This window comes from Catenovulum sp. SX2 (assembly GCF_052056295.1).
GTDB lineage: Bacteria > Pseudomonadota > Gammaproteobacteria > Enterobacterales > Alteromonadaceae > Catenovulum.
The window spans coordinates 3,327,535-3,348,714 of sequence record NZ_CP182493.1 but is presented as its reverse complement, the minus strand read 5'-3'; the positions used below and the strand labels follow the sequence as shown (position 1 = coordinate 3,348,714).

General features: G+C 40.3%; 21 protein-coding genes. 3 read left to right on the top strand and 18 right to left on the bottom strand.

The annotated features are described in order from the left end of the window. Positions 1 to 10 precede the first annotated feature (10 nt). The 6 genes from ACMZOO_RS13950 to ACMZOO_RS13925 form a co-directional block, all read right to left on the bottom strand. A complete protein-coding gene (locus ACMZOO_RS13950) occupies positions 11 to 1,213 on the bottom strand; it encodes an acyl-CoA reductase (RefSeq protein WP_440903929.1) in 1,203 nt (400 codons plus the stop codon). Continuing rightward, the gene (locus ACMZOO_RS13945; protein ID WP_440903928.1) at positions 1,197 to 2,291 is read right to left on the bottom strand and encodes a LuxE/PaaK family acyltransferase; all 1,095 of its coding nucleotides are present in this window, start codon (positions 2,289 to 2,291) and stop codon (positions 1,197 to 1,199) included. Before ACMZOO_RS13945 ends, ACMZOO_RS13950 begins: the two co-directional genes overlap by 17 nt. Beyond that, positions 2,281 to 3,807: an AMP-binding protein gene (locus ACMZOO_RS13940; RefSeq protein ID WP_440903927.1), complete on the bottom strand. Its 1,527-nt coding sequence runs from the start codon at positions 3,805 to 3,807 to the stop codon at positions 2,281 to 2,283. Before ACMZOO_RS13940 ends, ACMZOO_RS13945 begins: the two co-directional genes overlap by 11 nt. A gap of 30 nt (positions 3,808 to 3,837) precedes the next feature. Next, positions 3,838 to 4,593, bottom strand: a complete 756-nt coding sequence (locus ACMZOO_RS13935) for an SDR family NAD(P)-dependent oxidoreductase (RefSeq protein WP_440903926.1) — start codon at positions 4,591 to 4,593, stop codon at positions 3,838 to 3,840. Between the two features lie 234 nt (positions 4,594 to 4,827). After that, positions 4,828 to 5,061 (bottom strand): acyl carrier protein, encoded by a 234-nt coding sequence (locus ACMZOO_RS13930; protein ID WP_440903925.1) that lies wholly within the window; start codon positions 5,059 to 5,061, stop codon positions 4,828 to 4,830. Positions 5,062 to 5,069: 8 nt separating this feature from the next. Beyond that, complete coding sequence (locus tag ACMZOO_RS13925) at positions 5,070 to 5,630, bottom strand: GNAT family N-acetyltransferase (RefSeq protein WP_440903924.1); 561 nt, start codon at positions 5,628 to 5,630, stop codon at positions 5,070 to 5,072. A gap of 357 nt (positions 5,631 to 5,987) precedes the next feature. On the opposite strand from ACMZOO_RS13925, the gene ACMZOO_RS13920 reads away from it, so the two are divergent. Next, entirely contained in the window at positions 5,988 to 7,184 is a 1,197-nt protein-coding gene (locus ACMZOO_RS13920) for an IS4 family transposase (RefSeq protein WP_440903923.1), read from the top strand. A gap of 633 nt (positions 7,185 to 7,817) precedes the next feature. Here ACMZOO_RS13920 and pseG read toward each other — a convergent pair. From pseG to ACMZOO_RS13865, 11 genes are all read right to left on the bottom strand, one after another. Next, positions 7,818 to 8,900 (bottom strand): UDP-2,4-diacetamido-2,4,6-trideoxy-beta-L-altropyranose hydrolase, encoded by a 1,083-nt coding sequence (gene pseG, locus ACMZOO_RS13915; protein ID WP_440903922.1) that lies wholly within the window; start codon positions 8,898 to 8,900, stop codon positions 7,818 to 7,820. After that, positions 8,897 to 9,973, bottom strand: a complete 1,077-nt coding sequence (pseI, locus tag ACMZOO_RS13910; protein ID WP_440903921.1) for a pseudaminic acid synthase — start codon at positions 9,971 to 9,973, stop codon at positions 8,897 to 8,899. Before pseI ends, pseG begins: the two co-directional genes overlap by 4 nt. A 19-nt stretch (positions 9,974 to 9,992) precedes the next feature. After that, positions 9,993 to 11,030 (bottom strand): hypothetical protein, encoded by a 1,038-nt coding sequence (locus ACMZOO_RS13905; RefSeq protein WP_440903920.1) that lies wholly within the window; start codon positions 11,028 to 11,030, stop codon positions 9,993 to 9,995. Positions 11,031 to 11,040: 10 nt separating this feature from the next. Next, positions 11,041 to 11,748 (bottom strand): pseudaminic acid cytidylyltransferase, encoded by a 708-nt coding sequence (gene pseF, locus ACMZOO_RS13900; protein ID WP_440903919.1) that lies wholly within the window; start codon positions 11,746 to 11,748, stop codon positions 11,041 to 11,043. After that, positions 11,730 to 12,905, bottom strand: a complete 1,176-nt coding sequence (pseC, locus tag ACMZOO_RS13895) for a UDP-4-amino-4,6-dideoxy-N-acetyl-beta-L-altrosamine transaminase (RefSeq protein ID WP_440903918.1) — start codon at positions 12,903 to 12,905, stop codon at positions 11,730 to 11,732. Before pseC ends, pseF begins: the two co-directional genes overlap by 19 nt. After that, on the bottom strand, positions 12,902 to 13,897 hold the full coding sequence (gene pseB / locus ACMZOO_RS13890; RefSeq protein WP_440903917.1) for a UDP-N-acetylglucosamine 4,6-dehydratase (inverting): 996 nt from the start codon (positions 13,895 to 13,897) through the stop codon (positions 12,902 to 12,904). The genes pseC and pseB overlap by 4 nt, the downstream gene beginning before the upstream one ends. Positions 13,898 to 13,913: 16 nt before the next feature. Next, positions 13,914 to 14,285 carry a hypothetical protein gene (locus ACMZOO_RS13885; RefSeq protein WP_440903916.1) on the bottom strand — a complete coding sequence of 124 codons (372 nt, stop codon included), beginning with the start codon at positions 14,283 to 14,285 and terminating at the stop codon, positions 13,914 to 13,916. Positions 14,286 to 14,287: 2 nt separating this feature from the next. After that, positions 14,288 to 14,719 (bottom strand): flagellar export chaperone FliS, encoded by a 432-nt coding sequence (fliS, locus tag ACMZOO_RS13880; RefSeq protein ID WP_440903915.1) that lies wholly within the window; start codon positions 14,717 to 14,719, stop codon positions 14,288 to 14,290. 15 nt (positions 14,720 to 14,734) lie between these two features. Beyond that, positions 14,735 to 16,207, bottom strand: coding sequence for a flagellar filament capping protein FliD (gene fliD, locus ACMZOO_RS13875; protein ID WP_440903914.1), 1,473 nt, complete (start codon positions 16,205 to 16,207; stop codon positions 14,735 to 14,737). 20 nt (positions 16,208 to 16,227) lie between these two features. After that, on the bottom strand, positions 16,228 to 16,665 hold the full coding sequence (locus tag ACMZOO_RS13870) for a flagellar protein FlaG (RefSeq protein WP_440903913.1): 438 nt from the start codon (positions 16,663 to 16,665) through the stop codon (positions 16,228 to 16,230). Positions 16,666 to 16,743: 78 nt separating this feature from the next. Then, on the bottom strand, positions 16,744 to 17,568 hold the full coding sequence (locus tag ACMZOO_RS13865; protein WP_440903912.1) for a flagellin N-terminal helical domain-containing protein: 825 nt from the start codon (positions 17,566 to 17,568) through the stop codon (positions 16,744 to 16,746). A 415-nt stretch (positions 17,569 to 17,983) separates the two neighbouring features. Between ACMZOO_RS13865 and ACMZOO_RS13860 the strand changes: the two genes are divergently transcribed. Both ACMZOO_RS13860 and ACMZOO_RS13855 read left to right on the top strand, forming a co-directional pair. Next, positions 17,984 to 19,654: a SulP family inorganic anion transporter gene (locus tag ACMZOO_RS13860; RefSeq protein ID WP_440903911.1), complete on the top strand. Its 1,671-nt coding sequence runs from the start codon at positions 17,984 to 17,986 to the stop codon at positions 19,652 to 19,654. A gap of 97 nt (positions 19,655 to 19,751) precedes the next feature. Continuing rightward, positions 19,752 to 20,390: a carbonic anhydrase gene (locus tag ACMZOO_RS13855; protein ID WP_440903910.1), complete on the top strand. Its 639-nt coding sequence runs from the start codon at positions 19,752 to 19,754 to the stop codon at positions 20,388 to 20,390. Positions 20,391 to 20,430: 40 nt separating this feature from the next. Here the strand turns inward: ACMZOO_RS13855 and uvrY are convergent, their stop codons facing one another. Next, positions 20,431 to 21,075, bottom strand: a complete 645-nt coding sequence (gene uvrY / locus ACMZOO_RS13850; RefSeq protein ID WP_016956741.1) for a UvrY/SirA/GacA family response regulator transcription factor — start codon at positions 21,073 to 21,075, stop codon at positions 20,431 to 20,433. Positions 21,076 to 21,180 lie beyond the last annotated feature (105 nt).

Below are 21,180 nucleotides of genomic sequence, written 5' to 3'. Positions count from 1 at the left end.
ACTCTAATTCCTAGCTATTGGGGCTATTAATACTTGTAGTATTGATAAAACACTCAAGCAAGTTCTGCCCATCCCAAACTGTATCAAACGCCAATGCTTGGCCTACTTGCACACTGCGTTTGCCTACTTGTACAGTCTCACCCAAGGTTGGGTCATCAATAATCACCGACTGCAACTTTTCATTACTGGCAATTTCAGATACATCGTCAATATCAGTTTGCAACACTAAACCATTACCTGAATGGGCAACTAACATTTCACTTGTCAATTTTTTGACTTTACATTGGCCTAACGGCCCTATGCTTTTTATCTTAGCAAATGACTTGCCAGTATGGTTGGCTAATTCAATTCCATGTTCTACCGCAAGTTTTTGCAGCAGTATGTGCTGTTCAACTTTGTTGCTCATGGTCAGTTGGTTACGGCTATTCGGCAGCAAGTTTTCTATATTTGACCAAAAGTTTTGTTGTTTTTCTTCTGGCACATTTAGCCAATAAATAGCTTTTGGTGACGAGCAAGCTTGTTGATTAAATGGCAATACATCGGTTAAAAACTGTTGCGCCGTTTGTTTTATATCTTTGTTTAAGCTCAGTAGCGCTATTGAATATCTGTCAGGAAATTCAATTTGTTTGGTATTCGGCTCTATTTGGCTAATTGCAGCTATGCTTTGGTCGCCGCCCCAAATTACTCTTAAATCGCACCAGCGGCTTAGTTGTGCGGTTACATTTTCAAGCTGCGCCGAATATTCAGCCACCGCTAAGTAGTTAGCGAGCAGTTTACCTGTTGGGCTTTGGCAATATATTTTTAATAGCTCCACCAGCATGCGGGTAATATCACCACTTCGCTCACTGATGCGCACTATGTTTTGGTTACCACATAAAACCGACAGTAAAGCTGAGTACAAAAAAACTGTATCTACATTCGCAGGTGCGATATGAAAAACCTTACCGGCAGTTTTACCAACGATGTTTCGTACCTTGTCCGATACAATTTGCTCTGTTTGCAATTGTTTTAAATGCGCAGGCCGAAACCAATACGCTAACGCAATAATTTCTGGAAACTGTTTTAGTTCAGCTTGCTTTAAAATAAAAGTCGAAAAGCCTGCAACTGCCTCAACTAGCTCGATCTGCCAAGCTAGGTTGTTTTGAGGGTTGGCGAAGTTCTCAGTTTTCAGTGGCCATTTAACCGCTTCGATAAATTTAAGAGAATGTGTCACTACACCCCCTCACTTGCGAATTTGGCACTCGACCATGCAATGTAAAATATTTGCCTAAACGACCACATGGGCAGTCATCTTCGCCATGAATAACAGCTAAATCTTCGGTTAATATACTGTGGCCTGGGTAACTGGTTGGTAGTGCAGAATTCACTTGCAGCAGTCCTTGTTGACCATTTGGCAATTGTGCCAAGCTGTTGATATCACGCACTACTACATCTGACCACACAGGGCAGTGTAAATGGCCATGTTCGCATTGCATATAAATAGTGCCAGTTTGTTCAACCATGCCATAGTAGTCATGCACACTGACATCACCCAGTTGTGCACTTATTTGTTGTTTAAAGGTTTTATCGTCCACGGCTTGCTGCTGCATTTTTTTCCATCCTCCGCCGTGAATTAATATCGCCTGCTGTAAGTTAAACTTTAATCCTAAGCTTTGTAAAGCTTGAATAAATTGCTGCCAAACAATAAAGGTAAAACCAAATATAAAGATTTGTTGGTTGTGGAACTGCTCAATAAAACTTTTAACCTCATCAGTACGCAATTGCATGTTTTCATCTAGCGCATAACAATGGTTACGCCCAAAAAACGACATACCTTGTAAACCTGCCGCGCGTGCGCTCATGCCGTTTTTATTTTGCATGGTTTCTTTCGCGTCAATAATCAGCATGGGTCTGCGCTGTTTGCCTAACCAATGTTGCAGCGTTTTCACCAAAATTTGGCTTTGTAATTTAGCTGAGTCAGCATCTAAATAAATTTGTGATTGACGACCACTGGTGCCAGATGAGCGCATTAAACGAAATACTTCATCATCTTTAATGCTTTTTAGGCCGTAGTCTTTAAATAACCTTGCGGCGACTGGCGGCACTTGCTCTATATGTTCGATATTACACATAGGTGAATTGGCTTCGCCAATACAAGTTAGTAGCCGAGCATACTCAGGGCAATGAGCTGCATGATGATGAGTGAGCCAATTTAATCTCTGTTGTAAAAACGCCTGCTTTTGCACACTATTTAAGCCGTATACTGGAAATTGGCTGAATACTGCAGCATTGTTATAGTCATCAATTTGCATATAACACCTGCTGTTTTAATTTAGTGTAATCAACCTTGTTATTGGCAGTAAGTGGTAGACTCTCTATGTGAGCTACCCGCAGATAGCTTGCATGCACTGACAATAGTTCACTTGCATCTTGTATTAATTGTTGCTGAATTTGCTCTAAGTGCTTTGCTGCTACCTTGCCCGCTACAACTAACACTAACTTATCATCTTCACCTGATGCTAGTATTTGCGTTTCATCTGTTAAGTTTCTAGCTAAATCTGATTGGCTTAACCAAGCTTCTACTTCATCTAAATTTATCCGTTTACCGACTATTTTGATAAAACGTTTGAGTCGACCAATTATTTTGTAGTCGCCTTCAGCATCACACTCGGCTAAATCACCTGTAGCTAACCACTCGGTTTTCTCTACCTGTTCGAGCATTTGTCTGTTTTGTGCTAAACCTAAACTCACATTGCCTCCACGATAGTACAACTCACCGGTTTGGGTTGTTTGGGTGTTGCTATCTTGGTTATCGGCGTGATCAGCGAGATCATTAACCAGTTTAAACTCACCACCTGGAATAGCTTGGCCGATGTAGCCGACTTTTTCTGGTAGTTTAGCAGGATGCAGATAAGCCATACGCGCGGTCGCTTCAGTTTGCCCATACATAATAAAAAGCTGTTTTTGGCAGGAGCCATCATTTTGTTGCTGGATATATTCATGCAATTGCAAAATTAACGAGTTATCTAACCGACCACCCGCTTGCGCGAATAATCTTACCGACTGCAGCGGCAAACGTATTAAACCCAAACGCGATAACATTTGGTAGAAAAACGGCACACCATATAAACAAGTTGGCTGATATTGTTTGAACAGCGCCCATAAGCTTTTATCCATAGGCGTAGCGTTGCTCAGCACCAACTGACTACCATTTGCAATATGTGTATGAATTACCGACAAACCAAAACTATAAAACATAGGCAAGGTCGTCACTACAGCTTCGTTAGCTGATAGTTGTAAATATTGGCAGATAGATTGGCAATTCGCTTGCAGGTTATCTGCGGTTAATTTGACGTATTTGCAACTGCCAGTAGAGCCACTGGTTGTCAGCAATAATTTGATATCTGGATGAATGCTTTGTGCTGGTAAAAATTTTAGTGGTAACTGTTGATATAGGTTTTGTGTAGATTCGGCTAACTCTGTCACCAACAGATTTATCAAGCTTTTATCCAACAATAGGTTTATTTGATAATTTTGGATAATTTGTTGCTGTTTAAGCTTATCTTGGCCACTTTCTAGCAATAACAAACAGTGCTGGCTGCGTAAAAGCGCAAAATACATTACCAAGCAATTTAGGCTGTTGTCGCTTTCTATTCCGACTAAACATTTACCCTGCAGCTCGAATAACAACTGAAATACTTTTTCAACTTGGCTAACGGTTTTATCAAACTCAGCATAATTCAACTGCACACCTGTTTCGCCATCGATAATGTGGCTAGTCGTGTTTTGTGCAATTTGTTGAATATATTGAGAGCTGTAAAAATGCATATTGTTTTTCAGTATTTTATTTTTATATAGCTATGGCAGAGTTAAACCACCATCCACCGCAATCTCTTGTGCGGTAATGTAGCTTGCTTTGTCTGATAATAAAAATTCAATTAACTCAGCTACATCATCAGCTTGACCTAATCGTTTGAGCATAGTTTGTTGTTGCAATGATTGTTGCTGTTGCTCGTTATAGTGCGCAACCAACTCGGTTTGTATAAAACCTGGTGCTACTGAATTGACCCGAATACCTTGAGCACCTAGCTCTTTCGCCAAACTTTTAGTTAAACCAGATAACGCTGATTTCGCCGCGGCATAAACGCTCTGCCCTGCAGCACCTTGGTTTGCGACCACAGATGAAACAAACACAATAGAACCTTGTTTTTGCCTTAGCATAAATCGGCTGGCATATTGAGCAAGCTCAATTGCACTGGTTACATGCAGTTGTAATTGCTTTTGAACTTCCGCTGGTTTTAACATCATCAAGGGGGCTTCGTACAAACTACCAGCGCAATGTACTAAACCATAAAGTGGCAGTTTAAATTGCTGCACTTGTTTGAATAAACTGGCGATAACATCAGGTTCGGCTAGATCTGCCGTTAAACATTCGATGCGGATAGCTGAGTTGTTTGTTAGCAGCTGTGCTTTTACCTCTGCCAACTTCTCTGCATTGCGGCCATGCAAAATAAGATTATAACCAGCGCACGCTAATAGCTTGGCACTAGCGAAACCTATACCGCCCGTTGCGCCTGTGATGAAAATTGTTTTATCGCTATTTATAGTTTGCATGCTGGCTCGTTGGTTTGGTGTGGTAAAAATGACTCGCTTGTCAGTTGAGGCTATAGTGGTGATAGGATATTAATTGTCACAAAAACGCTGTAAATACATCCTTGTACGCTCTGCTTTTTCATCCCTTAAAAAGGAGGTTTTGCTCCCAATTAATACCCCACCACCACTTTTAACCATTGTGCTATATTCATTTGGCGAACATTCTGGTCGACTACCAATCATCACCCACCAATCTCAATACTTAGCGACAATTTCTTTTGCTTTGGCAAAAGAACTCATATCAATAATATCGTCGGTATCCAGCATAATATCAAAAGCCGCTTCTATCTCAGCCACCAGCACCATATGCGCGGTTGAATCCCACTTTGGGTGTTGGCTGTATGCCAGCTCGTCATTAACTTCTGCGGCATCTATTGCTAATGCACTAACAAAAGCTTCGGCTAGTTTATTTGTGTTAATTTCTGTCATAACAAAACCTAATTTGAACGGTTGCGACTTAATAAACGCTTAACCATTTGAGTCGCTTTTTTATAGTTATCGGCAGTCAAACTAATTTCTATAAATTCATTATCATCTGCTATTGGTGAGAGTTGGTATCCCAAAGCTTGATTATATTTTAACGCTGCCGCATTGCTGCTACGCACTTTACTTTTCAATTCAATAATTTGCAATTGTTCAAACAGATAATCATTGAGTAATAACGACGGCGCAAAGGCTAACATGTTATTGCGGTATTCTGGTGCGGATATATATAAACCAACTTCGGCTAATTTACAGTCAGTTAGATTTAATCCGTCTGAATTACGCACGTTTATTGAGCCAATAAGCTGTTGTTTATATTGAATGATGTAATGCAATTGCTGCTGGCTGTGTTCTATTTTATCAAACCAAGCCTGATGCAGCTCTGCTGAGATCAGTGCGGTATCACCCATTTGCGCACGAATATCATTTTGATTACGCCATTCACGCAACAATTGAAAATTTTCTCTGGTGACTGGAAGCAACTCTATTGCATAGCCAATTAATTTTGTTCTCATAGTTTTGAATTTAATATCTATTTACCTTCGAGCTTGTGCAACACAAAGTAAGTGCTGCCAAAACGGTGTTCACAAGCACACTTGAAGCATAATTTTCTAAAAACGCTAATAGGGAGTCGACTATTCATCCCTGAAGGCTGGTCCCTGTCGTCATCCATGACTCCACCTCATCAGACTGCGAAGCTTCGCTTCGGTTCAGATTCGCCCCTGATAAAGAGGTTTTAGAAAATTAGCTCTCAAGTCTGAGCTATCCCCAGAAATTATTTATATAAAACAAAGGAATGAGAGTTATTTGGGGAACTTTCATAGTGCTTGGTGATCTGATCAATTGCGAAAAATCACAAATCATTGAGCACCATGAAAGCAAAATCTATTTTGAATAAAACATTGACTCTTGTCACGCCAAATATGCACGGACATAGAAGAAATGCCTTAGTTGTAGCGGTGCAAAGTTTAATTTCAGGCTCTGCGGCAACGGTAACTTCACTTGGTCGAGGTTTAGCATCTAACTCTAAAGAAAAACACAAGATAAAGCGTGCAGACCGATTACTATCAAACAAAACCTTACACACTGAGACGTTTTCTGTGTATCAAGCTTTAGCCAATTTTACCGTCGGTAATTGCAAGAGACCAATTATCTTAGTTGATTGGTCTGATTTAGACGAATATCGCCGACATTTTTTAATACGTGCCACACTTGCTTCGCATGGCAGAGGGTTATGTGTTTATGAAGAAGTTCATGACGCGAAAACTAAAGAAAAGCGTAACACCCACACCAAGTTTTTATTTAAATTGGCTGAACTACTGCCCCTAGATTGCAAACCAATAATCGTTACTGATGCTGGGTTTAAAGCGCCATGGTTTCGTAGTGTACTCACAATGGGATGGGATTTCGTTGGGCGAGCTCGTATTCCTAATTTGTATGCAACAGGTGTTGATAACTGGCAATGTGTCAGCACATTGCATGCAAAAGCAACATCTTGTCCTAAATCATTTTCAGTGCAAATGCCTAGGTATGACCCACTACACTGCCAGCTTGTCGTTTATAAACAAGATAATAAAGGCCGACACTCGTACAATCGTCGAGGTCAACTGCTAAGAACCACAACCGCAATGAATAATCGCCGCTCAGCGAGAGAGCCTTGGGTACTAGCAACTTCGTTACCTCAAGGTAATCAATTAGCCAAGCGGGTGGTAAAAATATACAGAATGCGGATGCAAATTGAAGAGGGATTTAGGGATATGAAAAGTCGACGTTTTGGATTGGGTTTTGAATACAATAAAACGACTCACCTAAAAAGGTTATCCATTCTAATCTTTCTAACCACGCTGGCGCACTGGGTATTGATGATTTTTGGAATGATGGCAAAACTCGAAAATAAGCACCGGCAATACCAAGCTAATTCTATAAAAAGTGACACTGTCTTATCTCTGGCTTTTATTGGCCGAAGAGTAGCAGCCGATCAGCGATTTGTTTTTAAAATTAGAAGTTGCCTGCTTGCTATCCGGCAACTTCAAATTTGTAGTGACGGTGTTGGTTATGAGCTGCTTTAAATTTCTGGGGATCGCTCAGCTCTCAAGTACGCTTTTATCTAACTTCTTTAGCGCTGTTAGAAAAGTAGTTGCGAAACCTTATATGCCATCGGTTTGCACAATTAAATACTTCAACACAACTCTGTAGCCAATTCAAAGAAGGTGGATAGGTGTGTTAGGTTCAAAACTTCCAATCGGTAGGGATACCGTTTGAGAGCGGGCCATGGATGGCCTTGCAGCGGTTTTGAGCCTAATACCCTATTCAACTTCTTGTTTGCACAATTGGTGAGCGCAACAAAACACACTTACCTTAGATTTGCACAATTAAATTCTGCAACACAACTCTGTAGCCAATTAAAAGAAGGTGTATAGGCGTGTTGGGTTCAAAACTTCCAATCGGTAGGGATACCGTTTGAGAGCGGGCCATGGATGGCCTTGCAGCGGTTTTGAACCAAATACCCTATTCATCTTCTTGTTGCACCGTGAGTAAGTGCAAACAAGCTGAGTCGAAGCATAATTTTCTAAAAACTCTGATAGGGAGTCGACTATTCATCCCTGAAGGCTGGTCCCTGTCGTCATCCATGACTCCACCTCATCAGACTGCGAAGCTTCGCTTCGGTTCAGATTCGCCCCTGATAAAGAAGTTTTAGAAAATCAGCATTCGACTAAGCTTTTATCAACTTTTGACAACAACCAAACCAACACATTCTCAGCCCCTCTAGCAATTGGTTTAGACAACTCCTGCTGAAGCTCCAATATACGCTGATATTTTACCAACCAATCACCATTGCACATATTGCTAATTAAACAAACCAACTCATCGCCCGGCAATCCATCCCGACAATCTAACAACTCAACCCAGCCTTGCTTCTTAGCAACTTCTGTATTGCGAACTTGATTATCTGCAACGACCAACAAAATTGCCGGAGTCTGCATTGCAAATAATTCAAATTGCGCTGAGCCTGCGGCAGATATAACAAATTTAGCAGAGGCAAGTAAAGCAGCCATATTCTCTGGTGCATACACGTAATTGATGTGCGCAGGTAACTGGTTAATTTGTGCTTTTAATTGTTCAGCATGCGGATAATTTTGCCCTATAACCACAGAGATTTGTTGAGACTGTTCAAGTGATTTTTCACAGGCTTGTATAACAGGCCAAGTTAATTCGAGTGGGTCTGTGCCACCCAAAGTGATCACTATACCTTGACGTCCATCTACTGCAACCAAAGCCTGCTCAGAAAATTCTTGCCTTAACAATCTAAATTCATCACCAGCGATTACTTTATCCATAGCCAACCAGTTTGAATAATCTGGCACAGTTTGCAAATTAACCGATGGATTAACTATATAGTCAGCTAAATATGGCGGGCAATCAGCATTGTCATCTATTTGTACTAAAGTGGCTGCTAACTGTTGGCAGCTTTGTTGTAGCTGCTGTTTAAAATCAGCCGCGTAATGATAACCATCTAAAAAAACGACTTTGTGGCTAGATTCATCTAAATACTTTGCAAGCAATTCATCCAAACCTTGTTGCGGCTGCAGCTCTGTTTTTTGTGAAGGATAACCTGCTAATAAAAAGTCTGCTTGCAGTATTTTTTCAGCGTACTGAATATTGCTTTCGGCACAAATAAATACACAATCTATTTGCTGATTTTTTGCGGCCTGCGCTAAAGCCAAACAACGCATAAAGTGGCCAGCACCAATTTTAGGGTTAATATCTACTACAAAAACAATCACGCTTTTTCAGCTTGAAAATCAACAATGTGTTCGGCCAGTAAAGCTGAGCCTGCTGTTAAATCTTGGCTAAAGGTTTGCCCTAAAACTGCAGGTAAATACTTGGGCGCTAACCCTATTGCTGGGCGAACTATTTTGACATTGTGTTTGTCGATAACGTCACCCGCTTTTACATCTTGAGTAACAAAAATAGAACGGCGATAGTATTTAGATTTTTCTTCAGCCGCACTGCCGCCATATGTAACCTGCCCCATAGCTGCAAATGCTTGCCGGCTGTTTTCAACTAAATCGGCAAATTCTTGTGGCTCTAATGAAAATGCAGCATCAACGCCACCGGCATTTCTATCCAGCACAAAGTGTTTTTCAATCACACAAGCACCTAAAGCAACCGAAGCCACTGCCACACCTACACCGCGAGTATGATCAGACAAACCAATGTCACAGCCAAATCTTTTCTGCATATCGACTATGGTAGATAAATGCGTATTTTCTGGGCTGGCTGGATAGGTGCTAGTACATTTTAATAAAATAACTTGTTTGTTGCCTGTGGCATAAACCGTCGCTAAAGCTTGTTCAATTTCATCTATGCTCGCCATGCCTGTCGACATTATGATGGGTTTACCAGTTAAAGCCGCTTTTTTGATCAGGGGTAAATCTGTTAGTTCAAACGAAGCTATTTTATAACAAGGCACATTTAAGCTTGCTAAAAAGTCGACAGCGTCTTCATCAAACGGAGAGCTAAATGCGATTAACCCTAAGCTATTGGCATACTCAAATAACTCGGCATGCCATTCATAAGGTGTGAAAGCTTGCTGATAAAGCTCGTGTAAATGTGCACCGTACCACAAAGAGTCTTTTTCTTGAATGCGAAAGTTATCTGAGTCTATAGCTAGCGTCATGGAATCAGCGGTGTAGGTTTGCAATTTAATCGCATCAACTCCAGCCTCGGCAGCAGCCGCTATCATCTGTTTTGCCAAAGCTAAATCTTGATTGTGGTTACCAGATAACTCAGCAATCACAAAAGGTTTATGTCCTTTGCCAATTAATCGGCCTGCAATAGAAATTGATTCTGCCATTTTTTAACTTGCGTCCGTTTTATACTTTAGCTGCAACTATTTCATCAACACATTCAATCACTGTTGCTGGTTTTACACAGTTACACAACAACTGGTTTGCAGGTGCATCATTGGCCGCAAGTTGCTGCAAACATGCTGGACATTCACCAGTAGGATCTGTCGCAAAATCTGGCATCAATATTTGTGGCTCGGTCGCACCAGATATTAATAAAGTTTGTGTTCCAGCCGCTTTACCTAACCATAAAAATTCACTCGGTGGTGTAATGACTAAATCACATGCAGCTAACTTAGCCAGTTTTTGTTTCATTGGCATATCGGTAAAAGGTTCCGACCAAACAAATATGCCTTTGTCTTGCAGCTGTTGTTTTAGTTCGTTTAAGTGCGGGTAATTTGGCACAGCATTAGTTGCTAGTGCTACTTTATATTTACCAGTAGCTTGTGCTAACAACTCTGCGTCTGGCTCAACTGCGATTTTCATATCAAATTTAAGTGTGGTAAAACCGCAGCAGTTTTGCAAAAAGTGTTGTGGAAAACCGTCTTGTGGTAAATCACCCGTTTGCCACCAAGCACCATATAAACTATCCATTTTTGGGAATGTGCTTAACATAAATGCCATTGGGTCATTTACATATTCAGGTTTTAATTGCTGCGACTGAAATTGGTCAATTAACTCTTGCACAGACAAACTCATATAGTTGCCCATTACACGCTCGCCCGCATCTTTTAAAAAACGCGCTAAAAAACATGGCATAAAGCTAGTGTCTAAATTGATAATTTGATCGTACGCCTCACCCACTATAGTTTCGGCTAAGCCCAAAAATGATTCCATAGCTGGGATAAATGCATCAGGCCAGTCTTGGCGACCTAAATTAATATGTTTTACATTTGGCTCAGCCAACTCAACGATATCTTTACCTTGAGCAAAACTTAAAAAAGTAATTTCTGCATTTGGGTATTGCGCCTGATAATAACGAATCGCGGGGACGGCAATGGCGGCTACATCTGCAACATTGAGTAATCGCATGATTAAAATTTTGATTGGTTGTGCTGATGTCATAATTTACCTGCTATTTAAAATTTATTGCTCTATACATTAATTCGGCAGTTTGCCAATCTTCTAAAGTATCAATATCTTGTACTCGTGATCTAGGCATAAAAATCGGAATGCTATGTTTAGCAAACATGCCTTTTTTATCGACAAAGGCTTGGCTGTGTCCCCAATAAAACTGCCCCGCATCGTGAAAGGCTTCAACTAAATCTTGTGAACGTTTGCCGATATGCTCTTTATACATAGGCTCAACACCTGTGACATCTTCACTATTTGCTCTTAAAGCTCGTTGTACTGGAAACGGAAAGGTGCAAACTGAAAACGCAAAAGATTTACCTGTTTGGCTTTGCAGCGCGTTAAAACCTTCCAACAAGTATTCAGCCGTTAATAACGGCGCAGTTGCGTAAATACAACAAGCATATTGATAGTTATGTCCTTGCTCACGCATATAGTTAATTGCATGATTCACAACAGGCGTTGTGCCTGTAAAATCATCCGCTAACTCTTTTGGGCGAATAAAAGGAATATCAGCACCATATGCTTGAGCAACTTCAGCGATTTCTTCACTGTCGGTTGAAACAATTATTTTATCGAATAAACCAGACTGTTTGGCTGCGGTAATGCTGTAGGAGATTAAAGGTTTACCTTCAAACAGTTTGATGTTTTTTTTAGGTATACGTTTGCTGCCGCCGCGTGCTGGAATTATAGCTATTGCGGATTTTGACATAACACATCCTTGAACTGCTCAATTACATAGTCTTGCTCAGCAATTGTCATTGTTTGATACAAAGGCAAAGTTAAGGTGTTTTTTGCATAGGCTTCTGCGTTTGGAAAATCACCTGATTTAAAACCAAGCTGCTGATAATAAGGTTGCAAATGAACAGCTGAATAATGCACATTTGCTTGGATTTTGTGCGCGAGCAAAGCGTTATAAACTTCTAATCTATTTTGCCCATTAAGCTCAATAGCAAATAAATGCCAAGCACTAAAATCTAACTGTTCTGCACTTGGTAACTTAATCAGTGACTGGCTTTCTAATTGAGCTAGTGCATCAAAATATCGCTGCGCCAATAAACGTCTTTGTTGAATAAATGAATCCAGCCGAATTAACTGGCTGATACCCAATGCCGCTTGCACATCGCTCATGCGGTAGTTGTAACCAAGGGTCAGTTGTTGATAACTCCACGGCCCTTCAACTTCACCTTGCATTAAATCAGCATCGCGGGTAACGCCATGTTTAGCGTATAAACTTGCTTGTTTGAGCAAATGTTTATCATTGGTTAATAGCGCACCACCTTCTGCTGTGGTGATTGATTTGACCGGATGAAAACTAAAAATGACAAAGTCAGCATACTTGCAATGGCCTATTTTAGATTTGTCAGCTAAATATAAACCGCCCAAAGCATGGCAAGCATCTTCAATTATTTTGACATTATACTGCTGGCACAAGTCAGAAATGACCTGCATATCACAGCTAAAACCAGCAAAATGAACAAGAATAAGGGCTTTGGGTAACTTATTTTTCTGCGCTGCTTGTTGTAGTTTTTCTTTGAGCGCTTGCGGGCAAATATTGCGGCTGCTTGGGTTGATATCAACAAAATCGACATCTGCTTGGCAAAAACGAATACAATTAGCAGTAGCAACAAAAGTTATCGGCGTTGTCCAAACCACATCACTTTTTGTTATCCCTAATGCTAAACAGGCTAAGTGCAAAGCTGACGTAGCACTATTAACAGCAAGTGCATAGTTTGCACTTGTGTATTCAGTCAGTGCTTTTTCAAAAGCAGGTACTTGTTGACCTTGGGTTAAATATTGGTTTTGCAGAACATCGACTACTGCGTCTATATCCGTTTGATCTATATGATGTTTGCCGTATGGGATCATAAATCTTTGTTTAGCTCAATTAGCTCGTCCACTGAAAGAAAATGCGGGTTGGTGCCTGAATGATATTCAAATTTGCTGCTAACCTCTTTACCCTTTTCGCCAAGCTTGTTTTCCGAGTAATCTACATTACGCTCAAAAAACTTAATTGCTGGAATAATCACATAATGATCGTGAAATTCTATCGTTTGATGAGCAACTTCCTCTGGCACCATAACTTCATGCAGTTTTTCACCTGGGCGTATACCGATAACTTCATGCTCTTTGCTGCCAGATATAGCTTCAACTAAATCAAGAATATTAACTGAAGGTATTTTCGGTACAAAAATTTCACCTCCACGCATACGCTGAAAGTTTTTAACCACAAACTCGACACCTTGCTCTAATCGCAACCAAAAGCGTGTCATTTCAGTATGAGTTACCGGTAAAGGTAATTTGCCTTCTGCAACACGTTTTTTAAAAAATGGTACAACTGAACCGCGAGAACCAACTACATTGCCATAACGCACTACGGCAAAACGAGTGCCATCAGCACCTGAAATATTATTCGCTGCAACAAAAAGTTTGTCAGATGCTAGTTTGGTCGCACCATATAAGTTAACTGGGTTGGCAGCTTTATCCGTTGATAAAGCAATAACACGATTAACCCCTGCTTCAATAGCGGCTTCAATGACATTTTGTGCGCCCATGATATTGGTTTTAATACACTCCATAGGATTGTATTCAGCAGCAGGCACTTGCTTTAATGCTGCTGCGTGCACTACATAATCGACATCGCGCATTGCTGTGATAAGCCTGTCTTTATCACGCACGTTACCGATAAAATAACGCATTGCTGGGCTATCAAAGGTTTCCTGCATTTCGTACTGTTTGAGTTCATCTCTGGAAAAAACAATTAGTTTTTTAGGCGAGTAGTTTGCCAACACGTGTTTTATAAAACAGTGGCCGAAAGAACCTGTTCCGCCTGTGACTAAAATTGATTTACCATTAAACACTACAAAAATCTCCGAGTTATCGGTATTGCCGAATTGCCTTTCGCCCTTTTACCAATTTGGTTAAGTCGTTTTGTGCTTGTTTAACTAGCTGATTACAAACACGAATTAGCTTATTATTGACCTCAGTTTCAGCTAAAGCAAATTCTTTTTGCCGTTCAGGCGCTGCACCTAGCTGTTCGAGTGTATTTTGCACACAATCATCTCTTTGTTCTATCAGAGACAAAAGCTCTGTATCGTCAACATTGTCAGCAGATAATTGTTCGATAATTAATTTGTTTATGGAGAGAAGATCTTCAGGTGTATGAGCGTGGTTTATATCGGTTTCTAACAAACGCGTAGGCACAGTAGCGACTTGAGCATCCGTGCTAGCTTTACTTTTGTCATTCATGTTTAAACGGCACTTTGTTGTTTTTGACGCTGCATCTCATAAGCTTCTTGTTTGGCTTCTTCTGGTATAGAAGCCCAAGCCGATTTAATAGGCAACATCAAACCAATCACTTCATCAATAATGCTTTGGCTGTTTTGCACATGCGCATCAGTTAAGCGATTTACCATAAAATCGTACAGAGCAAACAAGTTATCCGTAACTTCACTTTCAACGTCAAAGTCTAACGTATCGCGTAAATTAACTATTATGGCTGAGGCTTTTGATAAATGGATTGATTTACCTTCAAAGTCTTTACGCTCCATGCAACCTTTTGCATAGGCCATTTTATCAATAGCACCTTGCATTAACATTAAGGTTATTTGGTGTGGATCAGCCTGTGCTATCTGCTGTTTAATATTGCCTTTTTGATATGCATTAATACCGCGTTTAAACATGATACTCACCTATTCTTATAAAAATGCCGTCGATAATGACGCACTTAATGCACTACCCGTACGCTGTAATTTAGCTACGGTTAAATCTAAATTGATATATTTATTTCTGAGCAACTGCTCATAGTCTGCCATTTGCACTTCAAAACGTGCTCTGTCATCACTTAATAATTCTTTTTCGTCTTTGAATGACTGTTCGCGTGTTCTTAATAAACCACCAAAAGTCGTGTATTCATAAACAAAATCATACAGTTTGTTGGCGATACCATCATCGTCATCAGCAAATAATGCGGCAATTTCATCATAATAATCTTCTAACGCATCATCGAGCATTTCTTGACCACTGCCTAAACCAAATTCATCAGTTTCGGAAATTTGCAATTTACCGTCATCATCAAATGAGATACCGATTTGAAATAAGGTTCCCAAAGAAGAGGCATCAACTGTTGAGGTAATAATTGAATCTAAACCTGATTGAATGCTACGTGCCATATAATCACCAGCAAGCGCGCCATCATCTTCTAGCTCTGAGCTACCATATTTAGTCAATGTTTGAATTTCCGAAATAAGCGCATTGTAGTTATCAACAAAATCTGTGATTTTATTTTTAAGGCCATCTTTGTCATAACCTATTTCTAATGTTGAAGCTTCGAAATCGCCGACACTGTCCACGCTGCTTAACTCTAATGCTTCAAAGCTTACGTTTTCAATTACATTTTCAAAAGTGTTTGTTTCACTTTCAACATCAATACCATCAATATTTGCTTTGGCGTTTTTTGCACTGGTAGTAGAAACATTGCCATATGTTGTTGTCTCGGTTGAATCAACAGTGGCAATTTGCTCTAAATCAGCAATGTCACCATTATTCACTATGGTTAAATCGTTGCCATCACCAGTAGTGTCAGAAGTAAAAACCAGTTTTGCACCAGCAGCAGTACCTGTATCAATAATGCTCGCTGTAATGCCAAAGTCATTGCCCGACGCATTGTTTACCGCATTACGCAAACCAGACAAGGTCATACCCGCAGTTACGTTTATGGTAAAACTATCGCCAGTTGAATCGATTTTGAAAGTTAAAGTACCAGCAGTTGAAGAGACTGTGCTAGAAGAGCTGGTATACTGGCCATCAGCAGTTTGAATCCGGCTACCAGCCGCAAGTTGCTCAATAGTAATGGCATAAGAACCTGCAGTTGCGCTGTTTGATGCTTCTGCGGTGAAAGGACCAGATGCATCGCTATCGCTTGACACATCTGGATGGCTAGTTAGGGCTTTACGTCCTTGCAATTCATAGCTACTTCTTAAATCATCCACAGATGACTTAAATTCATCCATTTTTGACTTTAGCGTACCAATAGCTGAAATAACTGTTTCCAAGTTCTCTTCACGAGCATCGAATCTATCTTGTTTTGGTTTACGTTCAGCTTCTAATAGCTGCTGAACAAGGCCGCTTAAATCTAGGCCTGAACCAACACCAATTGATGAAACTGACATACTTACCTCACAAAAAAAGATTAGACTTCGCGGTTAATCAGCACCCCTATTGCTTCGCCTGCATCAGATCGCAGTTCACTAATACGTTGTGCTAACTTCAACATTTCTTCCGATGGTATTTGGCGAATAATTTCACCCGATTCGGAATCTGTTACTTTTATAACTGACCTATTGCTTGAATCATCATAATCAAAATTTAACTGACGATTCTGCGCATTAATAAATTCAGATACTTCAGCAACAGCATTATCTAAAATGCTTTCATTACCCTCAATAAGGTTATCGGCTTCAGTCTCAGCAACTTTAGTCGATTCTGTTACTTTTATTGTAGGATCGTTAGCAGTTGATGCAACCGAATCGTCGGAATTTTGGCGATTTTCCGCTGTATAACGACCTGAATTCAGATCATTACTTGCGTAAGCAAATAGACTGCCACTTTTTTCTAATTGCACATCCATAAATCACCTCCGTCAACTCAGTTTATTGGCAAGGCTAATAAACAAAGGGTTTAAAAGCCTTACTAAAACAAACTTACATTAACCTAATAAAGATAATGCACTTTGTGGACGTTGGTTCGCTTGACTTAAAACTGACAAACTTGCTTGTTGCACGATTTGGTTACGTGTTAATTCAGCAGTTTCTGTCGCAAAGTCAGTATCACGAATTTGAGAACGTGCTGATGACACATTTTCAATAACGTTACTTAAGTTACGGATTGTTGACTGGAAACGATTTTGCAACGCACCTAGGTCAGCTCGCGCGCCACCAATGGTTGAAATTGCAGCGTCAATTGAAGTTAACGCAGCAGAAGCATCACCTGTAGTCGAAACAGACAAGCTTGCTAAACTTAAACCTGAAGCACCATAACCACCTGAACGAGATAAGTTTACAGAAATAGTTTGGCCACCATTAGCACCCACTAAGAAAGCAGCTGAGTACGAACCTGTTAACAAGTCTACACCAGCGAACTGAGTGTTGGCACCGATACGGCTAATTTCAGTTTTAAGAGCTGAAACTTCTTTTTGTAACGCTGTACGGTCAGCAGAACTGTTGATACCGTTTTGCGATTGAACTGCCAATTGACGAATACGTTGCAAAGAAGAAGTAATTTCTTGCATTGCACCTTCAGCGGTTTGCACTACTGAAATGCCGTCATTTGCGTTACGTACTGCTTGGTTCAAACCTTCAATTTGGCTGGTCATACGAGCCGCAATTTGCATACCTGCAGCGTCATCTGCTGCACGGTTAATACGGAAACCCGAAGACAAACGTTCAAATGAAGTATTTAAACGATCTGAAGAGTCCATCAATTGACGCTGTGCGTTCAACGATGAAACATTAGTATTTACGAACATACCCATAGTAGTTACCTCCTGAGAACTGCTTTAGGTTCCCTCAAACCTGTGCAAAGTCAGTTCGCCAAAAATTTAACTCTTTCGAGTCACCTCTAAAGCTTTGAAAGTCGGCCCCTCAACCTCATTTCAAAATTTATATTTCCCCTCATTAAAGGTTATCGGCACTTTCTGAATATCCTTTAGCTTTTTTTTGCAACTTTTTAAATTTATTTTCTACATATAAATCAATCAATTAAATTAAAACTTCGATTTAACGTGAAAATTAATTAAAACAATCGCCCAATAAAACGAATTTTATAAGCTGAATTTGGCGACAGTTTGCGATGGCAAGGTGATTAAATCAGCAGCAATGATTAATCGAGTTAATTTACATTCTGCTCAATTTATATAGAATGGCGCCCGCAGAGGAGGTCGCTTTAATATGTTTAATCTGTTCAACAAGCAAAATATACGCGGCGATATATTGGGTGGTGTTACTGCCGCAATAGTGTCGCTTCCACTTGCACTGACATTTGGCGTAGCTTCAGGTTTAGGACCAGAAGCAGGTTTATATGGTGCATTACTTGTTGGTTTGTTCGCTGCAATTTTTGGCGGAACACCCACTCTAATTTCAGAGCCGACTGGCCCAATGACAGTAATAATGACAGCTGTTATTGCTTCTTTTGTCGCAACTGACCCGGAAAATGGCGTAGCCATGGCATTTACCGTGGTTATGATGGCTGGCTTATTTCAAATACTATTTGGCGCTTTAAAACTCGGTAAATACATAACTCTAATGCCATATAGTGTTGTATCTGGCTTTATGTCAGGTATTGGCTGCATTCTAATAATAATGCAACTTGCTCCTGCCCTTGGGCAAGCCTCTCCAGCAGGCGGCGTAATTGGTACATTGAGCAACCTGCCTGAAATTTTTGCCAACGTGAGTTTGTCTGAGTTTTCACTATTTGCAGCTACGCTACTCTTACTCTTTTTAACCCCAAATAAAATTACTCGTTTAATTCCAGCTCAGCTAATTGCTCTAGTTTTAATTACAGTCGCGTCTGTATATTTTATCGATGGTTCTAGTATTCGCCGCATAGGTGAGGTTTCCGTTAGCCTGCCGGACATAGTAATGCCAACATTTACTGCAAGTCAGTGGCAAAGAATGGTTGTTGAGGCTTTAGTATTAGGCATGCTCGGCTGTATCGATTCTATGCTAACCTCAGTTGTAGCCGATAATCTGACTAGAACTGAGCATAAATCTAATAAAGAACTCGTGGGTCAAGGTTTAGGGAATTTAATGTCTGGACTATTTGGCGGATTACCTGGCGCAGGTGCCACTATGGGTACGGTAGTTAACATTCAAGCTGGTGCACAAACCGCTTGGTCTGGTGTCACTCGAGTTATTGTGTTAGCCATAGGTATATTTGGTGCTGCTTCATTAATTAGTGTCATTCCTTTAGCTGTACTCGCAGGTATAGCGGTAAAAGTGGGTGTAAACATACTAGACTGGAGCTTTATTAAAAGAGCGCATAGAGTGTCATGGCAGTCGACTCTTATTATGTATTCAGTTTTGACTTTAACTGTTTTAGTCGATCTAATGGTTGCTGTTGGTATTGGTTTATTTGTCGCAAATATCATTATTATTGAGAAATTGAGTCGCAGCCAATCACAACAAATTAAAGCGATTTCTGATATGGATGATGAGTTGCCATTAAATAAATCTGAACGTGAGCTACTCAATCAAGGAAAAGGCAAAATTTTATATTTCTACTTGAGTGGCCCTATGATTTTTGGTGTATCAAAAGCGCTGGCGCGTGAACGTTCCTCAATTGAGAATCACGACTCAATTATTATTGATTTAAGTGATGTGTCGTTAATTGACGATACCATTTCCCTGTCTATCGAGAATATGATTTTAGAATCACTCGACGCAAATAAACAAGTGTGTGTGATATACCAATTGGAAGCGAATAAAAGTAAACTTTGTGGTATGAGCAAAGGGCAATTGTCTGAAGACATGTTTGTCCGCTCTCGAGAACAAGCTTTACTCAGAGCCAATGAATATTTGGTTCAACACGGAAGTGTCTCTGAAGCTAGCCTTCAAGCATAACAAAAAAAGCGCCATTGACTGGCGCTTTTTTTGTACCTGCGACTTTAGGCATAGTGCATACTAATAATATACGATCGGTAAATAATGCGAGGTTTAAATGGAAGAGATTGTCCGCGGTGTAAAAAGATTCCAACAACAAGGTTACCCAGAGCGCAAAGCTTTGTTTAAAGAGTTAGCCAACGGTCAAAATCCAGAGGTGCTATTTATTACCTGTGCAGATTCACGTATTGACCCTAACCTGTTAACCAATTCAGAACCGGGCGACTTATTTATTTGTCGTAATGCGGGCAATGTCGTCCCTCCACATAGCAATGCAACAGGCGGAATGACAGCATCCATTGAATTTGCAGTAACAGTGCTAAGCGTTGCGCATATTGTAATATGTGGCCATACAGATTGTGGTGCAATGAAAGGTGTTATTGACCCAACAGGCTTAGATGCAGTGCCGCACGTTAAAAATTGGCTTGGTCACTGTCGTGCTGCTGGTGAGATAGTTAAAGCTAAGTACGGGAAATTAGAGCCTGTGCATATGAACGATGTCATAGAAGCAAATGTTGTTATGCAAATGGCCCATTTAAAAACACACCCTGCTGTAGCGGTTAAATTAGCGCAAAAAGCAGTAAGCATTCATGGCTGGGTATACGATATTAAAAATGGCAAGGTCAAGGTTTACAACGAGCTTGAGGACGCATTTGTGTCGTTAGAAGAGGCTTATGCTGAATTTATTGGCAAATAAAACGCTCGTCTCAGAGGTTAATCTCAGATAGAGATTACCCTCATAGATCATTGGTGTCTAACATGCGATATTTAATCGCCAAATGAGTTAATTCAACATCACCACTAATCTTTAATTTTTCAAACATGCGGTAACGGTAACTATTAACTGTTTTGGAACTTAAGTTAAGTTGTTCGGAAATATCTTGAACTTTTTCACCACGAGTAATCATCATCATGATTTGCAGCTCGCGCTCTGACAGCACATCAAATGGGTTTTCATCCTGACCACCAAATTGAGATAAGGCTATCTGCTGTGCAATATCTGGTGCTATATATCTCTGGCCGGATTGAACAAGGCGAATCGCTTTGATCATTTCATCTGGTGCTGCACTTTTGGTCAAATAACCAGCTGCACCAATTTGCATGACCTTGGCAGGAATCGGATTTTCTGTGTGTATGGTCAGAAAAATAACTTTAGTGTCAGGACAATAACGTACTATTTTTTTTGTCGCTTCCATTCCGCCAATGCCTGGCATATTCATGTCCATCAATACGATATCTGGATTATTTTTACGACAAAATTGCACCGCTTCTTCGCCAGTCTGTGCTTCACCAACAACTTTAATACCACGGACTTCGCTTAAAATCCGATTAATCCCTGTACGTACTAATTCATGGTCATCAACCAATAGTATGTTTATCAACTCTGACTCCGATTTATTATTGTATTCAGGTTAGCTTCCCAGCTAGTTATATACCCAATTTACCCTAGGCACTAAAAAGATTGTTATAGAAACGTCAACAAAAGT

Coding starts and splice junctions, on each gene's coding strand:
- ACMZOO_RS13945 (WP_440903928.1), bottom strand. CDS start 2,291: ATGCAAATTGATGACTATAACAATGCTGCAGTATTCAGCCAATTTCCA.
- ACMZOO_RS13940 (WP_440903927.1), bottom strand. CDS start 3,807: ATGCATTTTTACAGCTCTCAATATATTCAACAAATTGCACAAAACACG.
- ACMZOO_RS13935 (WP_440903926.1), bottom strand. CDS start 4,593: ATGCAAACTATAAATAGCGATAAAACAATTTTCATCACAGGCGCAACG.
- ACMZOO_RS13930 (WP_440903925.1), bottom strand. CDS start 5,061: ATGACAGAAATTAACACAAATAAACTAGCCGAAGCTTTTGTTAGTGCA.
- ACMZOO_RS13925 (WP_440903924.1), bottom strand. CDS start 5,630: ATGAGAACAAAATTAATTGGCTATGCAATAGAGTTGCTTCCAGTCACC.
- ACMZOO_RS13920 (WP_440903923.1), top strand. CDS start 5,988: ATGAAAGCAAAATCTATTTTGAATAAAACATTGACTCTTGTCACGCCA.
- pseI (WP_440903921.1), bottom strand. CDS start 9,973: ATGGCAGAATCAATTTCTATTGCAGGCCGATTAATTGGCAAAGGACAT.
- ACMZOO_RS13905 (WP_440903920.1), bottom strand. CDS start 11,030: ATGACATCAGCACAACCAATCAAAATTTTAATCATGCGATTACTCAAT.
- pseF (WP_440903919.1), bottom strand. CDS start 11,748: ATGTCAAAATCCGCAATAGCTATAATTCCAGCACGCGGCGGCAGCAAA.
- pseC (WP_440903918.1), bottom strand. CDS start 12,905: ATGATCCCATACGGCAAACATCATATAGATCAAACGGATATAGACGCA.
- ACMZOO_RS13885 (WP_440903916.1), bottom strand. CDS start 14,285: ATGAATGACAAAAGTAAAGCTAGCACGGATGCTCAAGTCGCTACTGTG.
- fliS (WP_440903915.1), bottom strand. CDS start 14,719: ATGTTTAAACGCGGTATTAATGCATATCAAAAAGGCAATATTAAACAG.
- fliD (WP_440903914.1), bottom strand. CDS start 16,207: ATGTCAGTTTCATCAATTGGTGTTGGTTCAGGCCTAGATTTAAGCGGC.
- ACMZOO_RS13870 (WP_440903913.1), bottom strand. CDS start 16,665: ATGGATGTGCAATTAGAAAAAAGTGGCAGTCTATTTGCTTACGCAAGT.
- ACMZOO_RS13865 (WP_440903912.1), bottom strand. CDS start 17,568: ATGGGTATGTTCGTAAATACTAATGTTTCATCGTTGAACGCACAGCGT.
- ACMZOO_RS13860 (WP_440903911.1), top strand. CDS start 17,984: ATGTTTAATCTGTTCAACAAGCAAAATATACGCGGCGATATATTGGGT.
- ACMZOO_RS13855 (WP_440903910.1), top strand. CDS start 19,752: ATGGAAGAGATTGTCCGCGGTGTAAAAAGATTCCAACAACAAGGTTAC.